The following is a 16522-nucleotide window of genomic DNA, read 5'->3' as shown; positions in this document are numbered from 1 at the left end:
TTCTACGCCGCCAGCAGCAGGGACAGTTGAAGCGACGTGCCCTCCATCGGATTGAGCTTGAAGCCCGTCTTTGCGAAGCGGTGCCAGCGGCCGGTGACGTAGTTCACCAGCAGGCTGGCGCGCGCGGCGACGTCGGCTTCCTGGCCGTGTCCCTGCGTGACCGCCAGGCGCAGCGCTCCCTTGAAGGCCAGTTCGACCTTGTCGTAGAACTGGTTCATTCGCAGCTGCAGGCGCTCGTCCTCATTGACCAGCGCATCGCCGATCAGCACGCGCGTCATGCCCGGGTTGTTGGCCGCGAAGCCGAGCAGCATCTGCAGCATCGCGTGCGCCTGCGTCAGGCCGCTGTCTTCTTTTTCGGTGATCTGGTTGATCACGCCGAACACCGACGACTCGATGAACTCGATCAGTCCCTCGTACATCTGCGCCTTGCTGGCGAAGTGGCGGTACAGCGCCGCCTCGGACACCGACAGGCGCGCCGCGAGCGCGGCGGTCGTGATTTTCTCGCCCTTGGGCTGCTCGAGCATCGAGGCCAGGGCCTGGAGGATTTGCAGCTTGCGCTGGCCTGGCTTCGTGCTTGCCATGGGATCCCTAGGAGTTGTTATTGGAGCGGCGCAGCCCGGAGAGCCGCGTCGGAAGTTGCCGCACGGATTTTACTTTGACATTGACGTAACCGGGGCATTTCAGGGTCCTCGGGAGGGGCGCTTTTCCGATCGGATCGCTCATTCGCAGGTATTGCGTGACCCAGACAGTGCGCAACCCGAGCTGGCGCGCCGTGCGCAGGTTGGCCAGCGTGTCTTCGACCAGGATGCAGCGCTGGGCCGCGATGCCGTGTTTGCGCAACAGCCGGCGCAGCATCAGCTTCGACGGCTTCGGCCGCAACTGCCCGTGCACGTGCATGTGTTCGATCGCCACGTGGTGCGAAAAATGGTTGTGCAGCTTCAGCCGGCGCACGATCTCGGTCGAATAACTGTTCGGCGCATTGGTCAGCAAGATCTTGCGGCCAGGCAGGCGGCGCAACAGGCGAGCCAGGCCGCGCTCGGCGCGCAGCAGGGCGTCGAGCGGGCCGATGTCGTGGGTCTGGTGCAGGAAATCCTTTGCGCACACCTGGTGGTGGCGCATCATGCCGAGCAGGGTGGCGCCGTAGCGCTTCCAGTAGCCCAGGCGCGCGCTATCGACCATCTCTTGCGTGGCCGGCACGCCACCGGTGCTCAGCACGCGCGCGATATACGTGTTCATATTGGCGCTGATCGCCGGGAAGATCGCGTGCGAGGCGTCGTGCAGGGTGTTATCGAGGTCGAACAGCCAGACCGGGGCTTGGAGGGAAGAAGTAGACACGGGTAATCGGCTCGCAAAGAATGCAACACGCGATTATGCCAGCGTCGCATGACGACGTCAGGGCGCAGGGTAAAACAGGGGAGGGGAGATGGTGCCCTTGACGTGGATTGAACACGTGGCCTCTCCCTTACCAAGGGAGTGCTCTACCACTGAGCTACAAGGGCGGGTAGATGCGGTGGGCAATGCCCACCGTAACGACATTCTTTGTGGGGGTTTCCCCGTCACAAAAAATTTAGTGAGACCGGATCATAGTGCCAAAAGCCTGTTCGGTCAAGACTTCGAGCAACAATGAGTGTTCGATGCGGCCATCGATGATGTGCACGGTGTTCACGCCCGATTTCGCGGCGTCCAGCGCCGACGAGATCTTCGGCAGCATGCCGCCCGAAATCGTGCCGTCCGCGAACATCTCGTCGATTTCGCGCGCCGACAGGTCAGTCACCAGATTGCCCGCTTTATCTTGCACGCCGGCGATGTTGGTCATCATGATCAGCTTTTCGGCTTTCAGGATTTCCGCGATCTTGCCGGCGACCACGTCGGCATTGATGTTGTAGGCCTGGCCGTCCTGGCCGAAACCGATCGGCGAGATGATCGGGATGAAGGCGTCGTCCTGCAGCGCTTTCACGACGGCCGGGTTGATCGCCTCGATCTCGCCGACGAAACCGATGTCGAGGAACTCGCCCGGTTTTTCCTTGTCGGGCATCGCCATGCGACGTGCGCGGATCAGGCCGCCGTCCTTGCCGGTCAGGCCGACTGCCTGGCCACCGTAGTGATTAATCAGCATCACGATGTCTTGCTGAACTTCGCCGCCCAGCACCCACTCCACCACTTCCATGGTTTCTTCGTCGGTGATGCGCATGCCCTGCACGAAGGTGCCCTGCTTGCCGATTTTCTTCAGCGCATTGTCGATCTGCGGGCCGCCGCCGTGGACCACGACCGGATTCATGCCCACCAGCTTGAGCAGGATGACGTCGCGCGCGAAGCCGTGTTTCAGGCGTTCGTCGGTCATGGCATTGCCGCCGTATTTGATGACGATGGTCTTGCCGTGGAAGTTGCGGATGTAGGGAAGCGCTTCGGCCAGGATCTGTGCCTTCAGCGCCGTCGAAACGGCGGTCAAGTCGTCAGGTTGGTCGTCGGTCTTGAGGCTGTTCACTTGAGCGTTCATGGAGGGTCCGAAATAAATGTCGCGAGATTTTACAGCCAATGTCGTAAAGGCAGCGTAAACCTTGCGGGGAAAGGGCGGCGTCCTGTTGTATTTTATGGCAGCAATCGGTACTTTATCAGGTATGAGTATTTGCACGCGCTGCGGCGCCGAATTTGGATGCGCGATGACGGATGGCGCACGAGAACCGTGCTGGTGCACGGCGCTGCCGCCGGCCGTCGCCGTGCCGCAAGAGGCGCTCGGCTGCTGGTGCCCGGACTGCCTGCGCGCCCATATCGCCGCGCAGCCCATGCCGACGGCGCCTAAGAACCTATCCCGGTAGGTGAGAGTCGTTCTTGCCGCGCCTGGCAAGCGTGCGCTGCGTTGCTCGTCGTTGCATGGCTCGCCATGCGGCCTCCTCGCGCCTTGCTCACGCTCGCCATGCATCGGCATGAACTTCCCCCCACCTACCGGGATAGGTTCCAAGGCCGGCCGACGCCTCAGCGCCGCGTACGAAAGAAACGCATCATCTCGCGGCTGGCATCCGGTCCCTTGCCGTCCGTATAGCTGCCGCGCGCATTGCCGCCGAACCAGGCGTGGCCGGCGCCATGCACTAGCCAGTGTTCCGCACGCACCGTGCCGTCGTCGTCCGGATAGAGGGTGCGTGTGTAGGCATGCCCGTCCGGCACGTGGCCGGGTTCGGCCATGCCGGGGCTGGCCAGGTGGCGCGCGCCTTGCGCGACCAGTTCCTCGCCATTGGCCGGATGCACCGTGGTATCGCGGTCGCCGTGGAAGACGATGATCGGCAACGGCTGCCCGCTCGTCGTGCTGCGGCGGAAATCGCCCTTCATCGCCGCCAGCGCCGACGACAGGTCGTTGGCCGAGGCAAAAGGCAGGCCGGAATGCACGCCCACCGCCGCATACAGGTCGGGATACAGCGTGCCCATGATGGTCGCCATCGCGCCGCCGGCGGACAGGCCGGCGACATACACCTGGCCTGGATCGACCGCGTGGGTGTCCATGATCGCGCGCGTCATGCCGGCGATGATCGAGGGCTCGCCTTCGTCGCGGCGCTGGTCGACCGCATTGAACCAGTTCCAGCAGCGCGAGGGATTGGCGCCCTTGCTCTGCGCCGGATACAGCACCAGGCAGCCGATCTCTTCGGCCAGCACGTTCATTCGGGTGCCGGTGGCGAAGTCGTCCGGATCCTGGGTGCAGCCGTGTAGCATCACCAGTAGCGGCGCCGGCCTGCCGGCGTCGCTGCTGGTGATGCTGCCGGGCACGTACAGCTTGTAGTCGCGGCGGCCGGCGGCGTTGGCGTGGTGACCGTCGATGAATTGACCGGGCCCGGGCGCGCGCGGCTGCTGTGCAGGCGCCGGTGCTGGCGTAGGTGCGGCAGGAGGGGCGAAGTCGCGCATCTGGCGCTGGGCCACGCGCTGCAAGACCGCCGCATTCTTGAGGGCCTGCTGTACCGCGGCGCCGGGCGCCGCCGGTCCAGCGCGCCACAGCGAGCGGGTGGCGGCGCGCATCTGGGCCAGCAGCAATCGGTTAAGTTTCATGACATTCCTTTTGTGCAGTGCACAATTTCACGCCATGAGCTTACACTAACCTGTCAAACGTTGCCGAGCGACTGTCGCTGCAGTTTTTACGCGACGGTTCACCCACACCCTTCCACATAGTCGACGGCCGGCTTGATGCCGGCGCGCATGGTCGTTAGTTTCCCCTTGCTGGCTTCGAAGATCATTGCCTTGTTCTCGCCTTTGGGCAGGACCAGGACCTGGCCCTGTTCGTCGTATTTGTGGAGTTCGCTGCGCAGCGCGGGTTGGTGGCGCAGAGCGTCCCTGGCCGACATGCGCGCCGTGATGCCGGCGCTGTTGCGCACCACCGTTTTGGCGTCGGCGCGCACGATCACGCCGTTCTCGACCATGAAGCTCACCTGTGGATAACGTTTGAAGCGGACGATGGGGCAGGATGGATCGAGCGGCCGCGGGGTGGCGCGCTGGCCCAGCTTGCGTTCGACCTGGTCGAGCCGCTGGCCGAACTGGATCTTGCCGTAGCCATCTGGCGACAGCACCTGGCTCGAGCCCGTGGCGGATACGCCCAGCAGGGCGGTCATGACGATGAAACGAATTTTCATGGGGCACCTCATGCAGCAAGTTAATCGATGCGGCACTGTTCCAGGGACAGTGCATATTGACGAGTATAGTGACTCACAAGCAAAAACGGCGCTGGACTGCCGGACGCGCGATAATGCCGCCTCCGACATATACGCTTAGGCTTCAGGTAATGGATCCAGAACTGCTCACCCCCGTCCCTTCGCCCTGCATCAATATCTGCAAGATGGTCCCGGAAACCGGCCTGTGCCAGGGCTGCCTGCGCACGATCGACGAGATCCGCGCCTGGCGCAATGCCAGCGAGGACGAGAAGCGCGCGATCTGGGCCGAGATCCGGCGCCGCGAGACCGGCTTAATCGGCGACTGAGGTCGCTCAGCGGGAGAGAGGCAGCCGATCTTTAGAGGGAGAAATCTAGCACGATCGTTCTTTTTTCGAGGCTATAATGGTCCGATACCCAACTACCGAGAGTCCGCCCATGACGATGCCCGCCGTGCTGCAAGACCTGTCCCTTCCCGTGATCGCTTCGCCGATGTTCATCGCCAGCGGTCCCGCCCTGGTGGCTGCCCAGTGCAAGGCCGGCATCGTCGGTTCCTTCCCGGCCCTGAACGCCCGTCCGGCCGAGTTGCTCGATACCTGGCTGACCGACCTGCAGCGCGAGCTTGCCGCGCATGCGGCCGCCAATCCGGGCGCGAAAGTGGGGCCGATCGCGGTCAACCAGATCGTCCATCAATCGAACGACCGCCTGGCGCACGACGTCGAGGTATGCGTGAAGCACCAGGTGCCGATCATCATCTCGTCGCTGCGCGCGCCGCCGCGCGAGATGATGGACGCGGTGCATGCGTATGGCGGCATCGTGCTGCACGACGTGGTCTCGATTCGCCATGCCGAAAAGGCGCTGGAAGCGGGCGTCGATGGCCTGATCCTGGTGGCGGCCGGCGCCGGCGGCCATGCCGGCGCGCTGTCGCCGTTCGCGCTGGTGGGCGAAGTGCGCAAGTTCTTCAAGGGGCCGATCGCCCTGTCCGGTTCGATCGCGACCGGCGACGCGATCCTGGCGGCGCAGGCGATGGGCGCCGATTTCGCCTACATCGGCTCGCGCTGGCTGGCCACGAAGGAATCGAACGTCAGCGATGGCTACCGCGATGCGATCGTCGAATCGAGCGCGGCCGACGTCGTGTACACGAACCTGTTCACCGGCGTGCACGGCAACTACCTGAAGAAATCGATCGTGGCGGCCGGGCTGGATCCGGACAACCTGCCGGAATCGGACAAGAGCAAGATGAGCTTCGGCTCGGGCGCGGCCAAGGCCTGGCGCGACATCTGGGGCGCTGGCCAGGGCGTGGGCCTGATGGACGACGTGCCGACGGTGGCCGAGATGGTCGAGCGGCTCAAGCGCGAGTACGACGCCGCGCGGGCGCGGCTGGCGCTGTAACGCTCAATCCGCCTGCTTCAGGTCTTCCGGCCGGATGGTCCACAGGCCCGGCAGGTTGCGCCAGTAGCCATACACGTCCATGCCGAAGCCGACCACGAACTTGTTGGGCAGGCTCAAGCCCACCAGGTCGGCCTGGATCGGCTTGGCGCGGCCCAGGTCCTTGTCGGCGAACACCACGACGATCACTTCGGCGGCGCCCATGTCGAGCAGGCGTTGCTTGACGTGGGCCAGGGTCTCGCCTTCGTCCAGGATGTCGTCCACCACCACGATCTTGCGGCCTACCACGTTCTGGCGCGGGATCACCTTCCACACGATCTCGCCGCCGCGGTCTTCGTCGCCGTAGCGGCTGACGTGGATGTAGTCGAAGTCGAGCGGGAAGGTCAGTTGCGGCAGCAGGTGGCCGGTAAACACCACCGCGCCGCCCATCACGCCCAGCACCAGCGGGAATTCGGCCGCGCCCTCGGCGTTGAAACGGGCATTGAGTTCGTCGGCGACGCGCCGCACGGCGGCATTCACTTCGACGGGCTCGACGATCTGGGTGGCATTCGCCAGTAGCGCTCGCGCGCGCTCATGGTGGAAATCGTGCATGGTCTTCAGTTAAGTTGAGTGCGGGACCATTATGCGTCATCCGTCTGAGCCATGCGTTCCGGTTGGCCATTCGGGAGGATTGCGGCGTATGATACGTGGCTTGGAAAACAAAACCGACGCATTCAGCCATGTCCCATAACGAATTCCAGGCCGCACGTGCAGGCCGCCTCGCGCAACTGCGCGCCGCCATGGCGCGCCACGGCATCGACGCCTGTATCGTCCCGTCGAGCGATCCGCATCTGTCGGAATACCTGCCCGGCCACTGGAAGGGCCGCGAATGGCTGTCCGGCTTCACCGGTTCGGTCGGCACCTTCATCGCCACCGCCAATTTCGCCGGCGTCTGGACCGACGGCCGCTACTTCACCCAGGCCGAGACCGAGCTGGCGGGCTCCGAGATCGCCTTGATGAAGATCCCGGGCGCCGCGAGCCAGTTGCACGTCGACTGGCTGGCCGCTAATTTGACGGCGGGCCAGACCGCCGCCGTCGATGCGCGCGTGCTGGGCCTGGCCGGCGCGCGCCTGTTGAAAGATGCCCTGGCCGCCAAGGGCGTGACCCTGCGTCTAGACGCCGACCTGCTCGACGAAGTCTGGAGCGAGCGTCCATCGCTGCCGCTTGAACCGGTCTTCGAACATTTGCCGCCGTACGCCACCGCCACCCGCGCCGACAAGCTGCACGCCACGCGCGCCGCGATGGAGGCGCATGGCGCGGGCTTTCATTTCATTTCGACGCTGGACGATATCGCCTACCTGTTCAACCTGCGTGGCGCCGACGTCAGCTTCAATCCGGTGTTCCTGGCGCATGCGCTGATCGGCCGCGGCGACGCGACCCTGTTCGTCCTCGAGGGCAAGGTGCCTCAGGATGTGCGCGCCCGCCTGGAAGCCGACGACGTGCACCTGGCGCCGTACGCCAATGCCGCGCACGCGCTCGAATCGCTGCCGGAAGGCGCGACCCTGCTGCTCGATCCGCGCCGCGTCACCGCCGGCATGCGCGCCGCCGTGGCGCAGGGCGTGAACGTGGTCGAGGCGATCAACCCGACTACCTTCGCCAAGTCGCGCAAGCTGGAGAGCGAGGCCGTGAACGTGCGCGCCGCGATGGAACAGGACGGCGCGGCGCTGTGCGAATTCTTCGCCGCGCTCGAGCCGCTGCTGGCGGACCCGAACCGCGCGCCGCTGAATGAAGCCGACATCGACACCCGCATCACCGCTTGCCGAGCGCGTCGCCCTCATTTTGTGAGCGCCAGCTTCTCGACCATCGCCGGCTTCAACAGCAATGGCGCGATCATGCACTACCGCGCCGAGAGCGCCACCTGCGCCGTCATCGAAGGCGACGGCCTGCTGCTGATCGATTCGGGCGGCCAGTACCTGGGCGGCACCACCGACATCACGCGCGTAATCCCGGTCGGCACGGCAAGCAGCGCGCAGATGCGCGACTACACGCTGGTGCTGAAAGGCCTGATCAACCTGTCGGCCACGCGCTTCCCGCGCGGCACCCGCGCGCCGATGCTGGACGCGATCGCGCGCGCGCCGATCTGGGCCGCCGGCATCGACTACGGCCACGGCACCGGCCACGGCGTCGGCTACTTCCTCAACGTGCACGAAGGTCCGCAGACGATTTCGCCGGCGGTGCCGCCGGAGCCGCATACCGCGATGGAGCCGGGCATGATCACCTCGATCGAGCCGGGCATCTATCGTCCGGGGCGCTGGGGCATCCGCATCGAGAACCTGGTGCTGAACCAGCACGTCGAGACGTCCGAGTTCGGCGAGTATCTCGGCTTCGAGACCCTGACCCTGTGCCCGATCGACACCCGCTGCCTGGACAGGTCGCTGCTGCGTCCCGACGAAATCGCGTGGCTGAACGATTATCACGCGACCGTGCGCGCGCGCCTGACGCCGCACGTCGAAGGCCCGGCATTCGAATGGCTGATGCTGCGCACGGAGGCGATCTGACATGGCCAGCTCACGCTCCACCCGCGCCAGCACCGCCGTCGAGCGCCTGAAGCAGCGTACCGGGAACAATCTGTACTCGATGGCGCGCACCGGCGACGGCCACTTCTACCTGTCCGAAGCGCCCGGCAGCCCGCCGCTGTGCCCACCGATGGAGCTCGACGATTTCGTCGCCTTCGTCAAGGGCCTCGGTCCGCAGGAGCAGCCGCGCATCAGCAAGAACGACCTGGCCTTCGAGAAGCAGCTGGTCAAGAAAAAACCATGACCGCCCGCCGACCATGAACACCATGCGCGCATGACGGAAACCAACCTGTTCGCGGCCTACTGGTCGAAGCACGAGCTGTTCACCAATGGCCTGATCCTGTTGCACCTGGTCGGGGCCTTGCTGCTCGGCCTGCTGGTCGGTTACGAGCGCGCCTATCACGGGCGCGCCGCCGGCATGCGCACCTATGGCCTGGTGTGCATGGCCTCGGCCGCGCTGACCATCCTGGCCGGCTATCCGGACCTGTGGTACGGCGGCCATGCGGGCCTGCTGGCGCCGATCGATCCGACCCGCATCATCCAGGGCGTGGTCACCGGCATCGGCTTCCTGGGCGCCGGCGTGATCATGCGCGAGGGCTTCAATATCAGCGGCCTGACCACGGCGGCCTCGATCTGGGCCTCGTCGGCGATCGGCATCCTGATCGGCATCGGCTTCTATCTGGCCGCGATGGGCCTGGCCTTCCTGTCGGCGATGATCATGATCTACCTGAACCGCCTGGAGACCTTCCTGCCTTCGCGCCACGCGGTGGCGGTGCGGATGCGCTTCCGGCCCGAATTCATGCCGCGCGAAGACGCGATCCGCAGGGTGGCGCTCGAGCGCGGCTACGAGATCGCCGGCAGCTCGCTGACCATTAGCAGCGACGAAGGCCGCCAGGAATGGCGCTTCGTGGCGCTGGCGCTGTCGCGCAAGACCGGCGCGCCGCTGTCGGAGCTGGCGCGCGAACTGGCCGCCTTCGACGGCGTCGACTCGTTCCAGTTGTCGCACGCGCGTAATTGACGAAGCGGTTCAATCTCGCAACACCAATAACAATTCCAAACGGGGTTTTCCAATGGACGCACAAGAAGTTCTCGATTTCTGGTTCCTGCCGCCTTCCGATCCAGGCCATGGCAAGCAGCGCGCCGAGTGGTTCCGCAAGGACCACGCCTTCGATGCCGCCGTCCGCGAACGCTTCGGCGCCGCGATCGACCATGCCATTACCGGCGGCTTGCGCGAGTGGGATGAAGAGGGTCCGCGCGGCGTGCTGGCGCGCATCCTGGTGCTCGACCAGTTCACCCGCAATGCCTACCGCGGCACGGCCGAATCCTTCGCCGGCGACGCCCTGGCGCTGAACGCCGCGCGCCAGCTGGTGGCGTCTGGCGGGCACCTGGCCCTGTCGCCGCTCGAGCGTGTCTTCGTCTACATGCCGTTCGAGCACGCGGAAGACGCGCGCACCCAGGAGCAGTCGGTCGAGTTGTTCACCGACCTGGCCGCCAGCCACGAAGGCTTCAGCGAGCAGCTCGATTACGCACACCGCCACCGCGGCGTGATCGCGCGCTTCGGCCGCTTCCCGCACCGCAATCCGATCCTGGGCCGCGCCTCGACACCCGAAGAAGCCGACTACCTGGCCACGCCGGGATCGGGTTTCTGAGGTGGTTGCCAGCCTGAACCTGGTCGGCGCCGGCCACGTCGGCAAGGTGCTGGGCCGCCTGCTGTCGGCTAGCGGCGTGTGCACGGTGCAGGACGTGCTGACCCGCTCGCCCGCCAGCGCCCGGGCGGCGGTCGATTTCGTCAACGCCGGCCGTGCCTGCGCCGGCATCGAGGAACTGCGTCCGGCCGACATCTGGCTGCTGGCCGTGAACGACGACCAGGTCGCGCCGATGGCCGCCGCGTTGGCGCAGGCGCATGAGGTCAAGGGCGCGGTCATATTCCACTGCAGCGGCGCCAAGGCGTCGAGCGAATTGCAGGCGCTGGCCGACAAGGGGGCGCTGGTGGCCAGCGTGCATCCGATCCGCAGCTTCGCCGATCCCGAGGCCGTGGCGCGCGACTTCGCCGGCACCTTCTGCGGCATCGAGGGCGAGGCGCAGGCGCTGGCGCGGCTGGCGCCGGCCTTCGAGGCGATCGGGGCGCGCCTCGTGACCATCGATGCCGCGGCCAAGACGGTCTACCATGCGGCGGCGGTGTTCGCGTCGAATTACCTGACCACGGTGCTCGATGCCGCCTTGCGCGCCTACCAGGCGGCCGGCGTGCCGGAGCCGATCGCGCGCGAACTGGCGCGGCCGCTCGCCAGCGAGACCATGGCGAACGTGTTCCGCCTCGGCCCGGTGGCGGCCCTGAGCGGGCCGGTGGCGCGTGGCGACCACGCCACCGTGGCGCGCCAGCAGCAGGCCCTGCTCGACTGGGACGAGCCGACCGGCAGGTTGTACGAGGCACTGGTGCCGCTGACGGCCGACCTGGCGCGGCGCAAGCACGCCGCTTCATGACTTCAAGACAATAAGGAAAACGCGATGTTCTTCACCGCCTGGACCACCCTGGCCGTCCTCGGTGTGTATTTCTGGACCTGGGGCGTCGCCGGCTATGCCCGCGTACGCTACAAGGTGCCGGCGCCATCGATGGATGGCCCCGAGGCTTTCCAGCGCGCCCACCGTGTCCAGATGAATACGCTGGAGATGCTGCCCCTGGTGCTGGTGCCCTTGTGGCTGTGCGCCACCTTCCTGGGCGACCTGTGGGCGGCGGCCGGTGGGCTGCTGTGGTGCCTGGGCCGCATCCTGTACGCGGTTGGCTATTACCGCGACCCGGCAAAGCGCGAAGCTGGCTTCATTTTGGGCATGCTGGCTTGTGCCGCGTTAATCGGCGCCACAGTTTTTGGCTTATTAATGCGCTGAAGCGAAAAAAGCGAATACAAAGATCGACAAAGTTCCCGTATGGAAATATGCTTAAGGACTGACTACTAATTAGCATCGCGCGTCCTGTCCGGATGGTCACTGGCGCGCCAGGAGAACAATATGTTGTTTCTGAAGAGCACGAGTGTGACCAAGGCGCCAGGGATCTATGAGGTCGACGTCGCAGCCAAGCCGCCAGGCAAGACCTTTGGCGTCTTCCTGGCCACCGACCCGGAAAATCCGCCGCACACCGTCCTTGCCGGCCTGGCCGAACTGGGTTTCCAGAACGTTCATCAGCAAAACTACGTGCACCGCGACAAGGGCAAAGTGCTCGACCTGCATTTCCAGAAGGACGGCACCGATATGTTCAAGGGATGGAAGGCGGACGAATGCAGCGCCAACCTGGCCGCCATCGACGCTCTGTTCGGCAACGTCGGCATCAAGGTAGCGCCGCGCGTGATGAGCCTGGCGGAAGCCTACGCCTGAAGCCTGCGCCGGCCGCCTGAATACCGGTCAGGCCATCGCTTCCAGGTAATACAGGGCCCATGGGCAGGCGCCGAAACGTTGCGCCACCGGGAGCGCCGCCATTTCCGGCACCCGGTCGGCGTCGTATACGGCCCATAGCGGCCCCAGCCCTCCCAGCGGCATCGGTTTTCCATCCAGGTGGGTGGCGACGATGAAACTCCACGCTCGTAACTGTCGCATCTCCAGCACGGCGGCATAGCCGTCGACCGCGCGAATCAGCACCTTGGCGGCATCGCGCGGCCTGGCGCCGGCCTGGGCCAGGACGTCGGCCAGCAGCGGTCCGCGCAAGGGATGCGGCTTGCCGTCATATTCCAGGGTCGGACGGATGGTGCGCGCCGGCAGGGCGGCCAGGGCTGCGAAATCGAGGGCATAGGCGCGGTCGAATACCAGCTTTTGCTTGGCCATCATCTGGTCGAGCGCCGGATCGAGGCCGCCGCGGTTGCTGCGCGTGATGGCGCCGGTGATGGTCAGCAGCGTCGGGCCTGCGGCCGGGGCCGTGTCCGTGCCGCGGCTGGCGAAGGCCGGCGCTGCGCCCGCCAGCGCGGCGGCGCCCAGGAAATGACGTTTGTCCATGCGAGAATGCGGTGTGGCGGAAGGTTCACCATCATAGCCGTCAATTTTGCGTATGGTTTAGCCATGGATTTATTTGCCGACGACTCCCTGCTGAGTCCAATTCCGCTTGAAGACGGCGAGCTCGCCTGGATGCCCCAGCTGCCGCTGCCCGGGACCAATGCCGAGGTCATGGCGCGCCTGCTGCGTGAAACCGACTGGCGGGAGGAAACGGTGGTGGTGTATGGCAAGCGCCACCTGCAGCCGCGCCTGAGCGCCTGGTATGGCGACGCGGCCTATACCTATTCCGGCCTGCGCCTGCAGCCGGCGCCGTTCACGCCCCTGCTCGACACCTTGCGCCAGGCGGTCGAGGCGGCGACCGGACACCGCTTCAACAGCGTCCTGCTGAATCTCTACCGTAACGAACGCGACAGCATGGGCATGCACAGCGACGACGAGCCGGAACTGGGACCGCAACCGGTCATCGCCTCGCTCAGCCTTGGCGCTGCCCGCACCTTTATCCTGAAGCATAAATACAACAAAAAGACTGTCCGCCTCGAATTGACCGACGGCAGCCTGTTGTTGATGCGCGGTGAAACTCAGAAATATTGGTTGCATGGCATCAATAAGGTGACTCGTACGTTACAAGCGCGTGTCAACCTAACTTTCAGGAAAATCGTTTAAGCTGCGCGCAACACCATCGATCCACGCGGAAATATTACTAACCGGTCGGTCATTAAGTTACACTTTCTTACAGTTCTTACGGAATCGGCACGGACTTGCTCTGTCGCCAGTGCTATCTTGATCACATCGCGATTCGTTGGGAATCGCGAGCCAGATGAACAAGAAGAGGAATTGAGATGAAAAAGCTGATCGTTGCACTGCTCGCCACCACCGCCGCTGTTTCGGCTGTCCAGGCACAAGAATTCACCCCACGCGCCTATGTTGGCGCCGGTGCGGTGGCCACCGATTATGAAGCGCGCGTCCCAGGTGCAACCAGCGCCGACATCGATACCATCAAGGCATCGGCCAAGCTGTTCGGCGGCTACGAGTTCACCCCGAACTGGGCAGTCGAAGTCGGCCATACCGACTATCGCAGCGCCGACATCTACTACACCCTGGGCCCAGTGGCAGCCAGCGGTGTCGTCGATGGCCGTTCGACCTACGTCGCCGCCAAGTTCAGCTCGCCGCTGACCGAGAAGCTGGTCGGCTACGCCAAGTTGGGCGTGTCGCACGACGTGAACGAACTGGCGGCGGTCAACGCCTCGCTGAACCGTCGCGACAGCGACAACAACGCCTACGGCGCCCTGGGTGTGCAGTACAACATCAACCAGGACGTGGCAGTGATCGCCGAATACGAACGCTTCGGCGGCACCCGCGACTTCGGCGTGCGTCCGAACGCACTGACCATCGGCGCGAAATATTCGTTCTAAGCCGAGCGTGTAGTGAACGAAAAAGGCCCTTCGGGGCCTTTTTTGTTGTCAGTGCAAAATGTTAAACCTGGGATCGATGTGGAAGTGGATTCATAGCCGCGCCAGCGCCTGACCCTGCGGCCGCTGCACCCATGGCGGCACGATGATCGACGGCGCCGGCGCCGCATGCCCGGCCGAGATGAAGCGGTGCAGCGACGACCACGGCCAGTCGCGCGGTTCGGCGCAGTGGCCGTGGCGTACGGCGTCGGTGTGGACGTAGTCGACCAGGGCCGCATAATCGTCGTCCAGGCCGACCCGGTAGTGGCGGTAGTGGCGTTCCCAGACCGCGCCATCGTCCACGCCCGGCTGGCCGGTCTTGCGCAGCGCCTTCGAAAACGCGATCTTCACGGCCCGCCAGCGGCTTGAACAGTCGTGGTCGCCTGGTGGCAGGGTCCAGATTGCATGGGCATGATCGGGCAGGACCGCCCAGGCATCGACGTGGAAAGGACGGCGCGCACGCGCCAGCCGCATGGCTTCGCCGAATGCGGAGATATGTTCGGTCAACAGGTGACTGCCGCGGTCGAGCAGGCGCACCGTGAAAAAGAAGGTCCCGCCAGGGACGCGGTTATCGCGGTAAAGATTGGGGTAACGATCGGGGTAACTGAGCATGGTCTGGCCGGCGCCGCGCGCACGAAGCGGCTGCGGTCGACGAGCTTCCGGTAGTCCTTATCGAAAACAGTTTTACACATTTTGCATTCTGACCCCGTTCCATTTCCGCTAGTAAAAAGCCCGCCACATGGCGGTCGCCAAGGCGGGCTTTCCCTTACGAAACAAGAGCTTGCATTCTGTCTACTGATCAGGTGGTCAGCGGCTTGTAGCGGATACGCTTCGGCTTGGCGCCTTCTTCGCCCAGGCGTTTCTTCTTGTCGGCTTCATATTCCTGATAGTTGCCGTCGAAGAAGGTGACTTGCGAATCGCCTTCGAAGGCCAGGATGTGGGTCGCGATACGGTCCAGGAACCAGCGATCGTGGGAGATCACCATCACGCTGCCGGCGAACTCGAGCAGCGCGTCTTCCAGCGCGCGCAGGGTTTCGACGTCCAGATCGTTCGACGGTTCGTCCAGCAGCAGGACGTTGCCGCCTTGCAGCAGGGTCTTGGCCAGGTGCAGACGGCCGCGTTCACCGCCCGACAGGTTGCCCACGACTTTTTGCTGGTCGGAACCCTTGAAGTTGAAGCGGCCAAGGTAGGCGCGCGACGGCATTTCGAAGCGGCCCACGCTGAGCATGTCGGCGCCGCCCGAGACGTCTTCGAACACGGTCTTGTTGTTGGCCAGCTCGTCGCGGCTCTGGTCGACCAGCGAGACCTTGGCGGTCTTGCCGATCACGACTTCGCCGCTGTCCGGCTGCTCTTTGCCGGCGATCATCTTGAACAGGGTCGACTTACCGGCGCCGTTGGGGCCGATGATGCCGACGATGGCGCCCGGCGGGACGGTGAACGACAGGTTGTCGATCAGCAGACGGTCGCCGAAGGCCTTCGAGACGTTCTTGAACTCGATGGCTTCATTGCCCAGGCGTTCGGCCACGGGGATGAAGATCTCTTGCGTCTCGTTGCGCTTCTGGTATTCGTATTCGGAGAGCTCGTTGAATCGGGCCAGGCGGGCTTTCGACTTGGCCTGGCGCGCCTTCGGATTCTGGCGCGACCATTCGAGTTCCTTCTGCAGCGCCTTCTGGCGCGCCGATTCGGTCGCTTCCTCTTGCTTCAGGCGGGCCTGCTTCTGGTCCAGCCACGACGAATAATTGCCCTTCCATGGGATGCCGTGGCCGCGGTCCAGTTCCAGGATCCATTCGGCGGCGTTGTCGAGGAAGTAGCGGTCGTGGGTGATGCCGACCACGGTGCCCGGGAAGCGCAGCAGGAATTGTTCCAGCCACTCGACCGATTCGGCGTCCAGGTGGTTGGTCGGTTCGTCGAGCAGCAGCATGTCGGGTTTCGACAGCAGCAGCTTGCACAGCGCCACGCGGCGCTTCTCGCCGCCCGACAGCACGCCGATCTTCTGATCCCATGGCGGCAGGCGCAGCGCGTCGGCGGCCATTTCCATCTGCAGGTTCAGGTTGCCGCCGTCGGCGGCGGCGATGATCGATTCCAGGCGTTCCTGTTCCTTGGCCAGGGCGTCGAAGTCGGCGTCCTCTTCGGCATAGGCGGCGTAGACGGCTTCCAGCTTGGCCTGCGCCTCGAAGGCTTCGCCCAGGCCGGATTCGACTTCCTGGCGCACGGTTTTTTCCGGGTCGAGCTGCGGTTCCTGCGGCAGGTAGCCGATGTTCAGGCCAGGCATCGGGCGCGCTTCGCCCTGGATGTCGGTGTCGATGCCAGCCATGATCTTGAGCAGGGTCGACTTGCCCGAGCCGTTCAGGCCCAGCACGCCGATCTTGGCGCCCGGGAAGAAGGACAGCGAGATGTCCTTGAGAATTTGACGTTTCGGCGGGACGATCTTGCCCACGCGGTTCATCGTATAGACGTAATTGGCCATGCTTTAACTCTGGTGTTGTTCAAGGAGCACAGGATACGACAGAACCCGTGCCCGACACAGGAT

General features: G+C 64.6%; 20 protein-coding genes and 1 tRNA gene. 11 read left to right on the top strand and 10 right to left on the bottom strand.

The window, feature by feature from the left end; translation table 11 throughout:
- Positions 1 to 2 precede the first annotated feature (2 nt).
- From slmA to DIR46_RS13480, 6 genes are all read right to left on the bottom strand, one after another.
- Positions 3 to 581, bottom strand: coding sequence for a nucleoid occlusion factor SlmA (gene slmA / locus DIR46_RS13510; protein WP_109345690.1), 579 nt, complete (start codon positions 579 to 581; stop codon positions 3 to 5).
- Between the two features lie 7 nt (positions 582 to 588).
- Positions 589 to 1335 carry a pyrimidine 5'-nucleotidase gene (locus tag DIR46_RS13505; protein WP_109345689.1) on the bottom strand — a complete coding sequence of 249 codons (747 nt, stop codon included), beginning with the start codon at positions 1333 to 1335 and terminating at the stop codon, positions 589 to 591.
- An 89-nt stretch (positions 1336 to 1424) separates the two neighbouring features.
- Positions 1425 to 1499 (bottom strand) — tRNA-Thr (locus DIR46_RS13500).
- Positions 1500 to 1567: 68 nt separating this feature from the next.
- Positions 1568 to 2497 carry an acetylglutamate kinase gene (gene argB, locus DIR46_RS13495; RefSeq protein ID WP_109345688.1) on the bottom strand — a complete coding sequence of 310 codons (930 nt, stop codon included), beginning with the start codon at positions 2495 to 2497 and terminating at the stop codon, positions 1568 to 1570.
- Between the two features lie 476 nt (positions 2498 to 2973).
- On the bottom strand, positions 2974 to 4032 hold the full coding sequence (locus tag DIR46_RS13485) for an extracellular catalytic domain type 1 short-chain-length polyhydroxyalkanoate depolymerase (RefSeq protein ID WP_109345686.1): 1059 nt from the start codon (positions 4030 to 4032) through the stop codon (positions 2974 to 2976).
- A gap of 98 nt (positions 4033 to 4130) precedes the next feature.
- Entirely contained in the window at positions 4131 to 4610 is a 480-nt protein-coding gene (locus DIR46_RS13480; RefSeq protein ID WP_109345685.1) for a hypothetical protein, read from the bottom strand.
- 149 nt (positions 4611 to 4759) lie between these two features.
- Here DIR46_RS13480 and DIR46_RS13475 point away from each other — a divergent pair, with 149 nt between their 5' ends.
- Together DIR46_RS13475 and DIR46_RS13470 are read left to right on the top strand one after the other, a co-directional pair.
- Positions 4760 to 4954 (top strand): DUF1289 domain-containing protein, encoded by a 195-nt coding sequence (locus DIR46_RS13475; RefSeq protein WP_109345684.1) that lies wholly within the window; start codon positions 4760 to 4762, stop codon positions 4952 to 4954.
- 109 nt (positions 4955 to 5063) lie between these two features.
- Positions 5064 to 6017, top strand: coding sequence for an NAD(P)H-dependent flavin oxidoreductase (locus DIR46_RS13470; RefSeq protein WP_109345682.1), 954 nt, complete (start codon positions 5064 to 5066; stop codon positions 6015 to 6017).
- A gap of 3 nt (positions 6018 to 6020) precedes the next feature.
- Here DIR46_RS13470 and DIR46_RS13465 read toward each other — a convergent pair whose 3' ends face one another.
- On the bottom strand, positions 6021 to 6605 hold the full coding sequence (locus DIR46_RS13465) for a hypoxanthine-guanine phosphoribosyltransferase (RefSeq protein ID WP_109345681.1): 585 nt from the start codon (positions 6603 to 6605) through the stop codon (positions 6021 to 6023).
- A 128-nt stretch (positions 6606 to 6733) separates the two neighbouring features.
- Here DIR46_RS13465 and DIR46_RS13460 point away from each other — a divergent pair, with 128 nt between their 5' ends.
- From DIR46_RS13460 to DIR46_RS13430, 7 genes are all read left to right on the top strand, one after another.
- Positions 6734 to 8551, top strand: a complete 1818-nt coding sequence (locus tag DIR46_RS13460) for an aminopeptidase P family protein (RefSeq protein WP_109345679.1) — start codon at positions 6734 to 6736, stop codon at positions 8549 to 8551.
- A 1-nt stretch (position 8552) separates the two neighbouring features.
- Positions 8553 to 8813, top strand: a complete 261-nt coding sequence (locus DIR46_RS13455; RefSeq protein WP_109345677.1) for a hypothetical protein — start codon at positions 8553 to 8555, stop codon at positions 8811 to 8813.
- 30 nt (positions 8814 to 8843) lie between these two features.
- Positions 8844 to 9587 carry an MgtC/SapB family protein gene (locus tag DIR46_RS13450; protein ID WP_109345676.1) on the top strand — a complete coding sequence of 248 codons (744 nt, stop codon included), beginning with the start codon at positions 8844 to 8846 and terminating at the stop codon, positions 9585 to 9587.
- 52 nt (positions 9588 to 9639) lie between these two features.
- Positions 9640 to 10218: a DUF924 family protein gene (locus DIR46_RS13445; protein ID WP_109345675.1), complete on the top strand. Its 579-nt coding sequence runs from the start codon at positions 9640 to 9642 to the stop codon at positions 10216 to 10218.
- Position 10219: 1 nt separating this feature from the next.
- Positions 10220 to 11050: a Rossmann-like and DUF2520 domain-containing protein gene (locus DIR46_RS13440; RefSeq protein WP_109345673.1), complete on the top strand. Its 831-nt coding sequence runs from the start codon at positions 10220 to 10222 to the stop codon at positions 11048 to 11050.
- A gap of 24 nt (positions 11051 to 11074) precedes the next feature.
- Positions 11075 to 11452, top strand: a complete 378-nt coding sequence (locus DIR46_RS13435; protein WP_109345671.1) for an MAPEG family protein — start codon at positions 11075 to 11077, stop codon at positions 11450 to 11452.
- Between the two features lie 120 nt (positions 11453 to 11572).
- Positions 11573 to 11935, top strand: coding sequence for a hypothetical protein (locus DIR46_RS13430; protein ID WP_109345670.1), 363 nt, complete (start codon positions 11573 to 11575; stop codon positions 11933 to 11935).
- A 27-nt stretch (positions 11936 to 11962) separates the two neighbouring features.
- Here the strand turns inward: DIR46_RS13430 and DIR46_RS13425 are convergent, their stop codons facing one another.
- Positions 11963 to 12547, bottom strand: a complete 585-nt coding sequence (locus DIR46_RS13425) for a molybdopterin-dependent oxidoreductase (protein WP_109345668.1) — start codon at positions 12545 to 12547, stop codon at positions 11963 to 11965.
- A 63-nt stretch (positions 12548 to 12610) separates the two neighbouring features.
- Between DIR46_RS13425 and DIR46_RS13420 the strand changes: the two genes are divergently transcribed.
- On the top strand, positions 12611 to 13207 hold the full coding sequence (locus DIR46_RS13420) for an alpha-ketoglutarate-dependent dioxygenase AlkB family protein (protein WP_109345667.1): 597 nt from the start codon (positions 12611 to 12613) through the stop codon (positions 13205 to 13207).
- 176 nt (positions 13208 to 13383) lie between these two features.
- Positions 13384 to 13956: a porin family protein gene (locus tag DIR46_RS13415; RefSeq protein ID WP_109345666.1), complete on the top strand. Its 573-nt coding sequence runs from the start codon at positions 13384 to 13386 to the stop codon at positions 13954 to 13956.
- A 90-nt stretch (positions 13957 to 14046) separates the two neighbouring features.
- On the opposite strand, the gene DIR46_RS13410 is transcribed toward DIR46_RS13415, so the two are convergent.
- Positions 14047 to 14604 (bottom strand): REP-associated tyrosine transposase, encoded by a 558-nt coding sequence (locus tag DIR46_RS13410; protein WP_109345664.1) that lies wholly within the window; start codon positions 14602 to 14604, stop codon positions 14047 to 14049.
- Between the two features lie 187 nt (positions 14605 to 14791).
- Entirely contained in the window at positions 14792 to 16459 is a 1668-nt protein-coding gene (gene ettA / locus DIR46_RS13405) for an energy-dependent translational throttle protein EttA (RefSeq protein ID WP_109345663.1), read from the bottom strand.
- Between the last annotated feature and the right edge of the window lie 63 nt (positions 16460 to 16522).

It is taken from the genome of Massilia oculi, from assembly GCF_003143515.1.
Lineage (GTDB): Bacteria > Pseudomonadota > Gammaproteobacteria > Burkholderiales > Burkholderiaceae_D > Telluria > Telluria oculi.
This window is presented reverse-complemented; position numbering and strand designations above follow the sequence as displayed.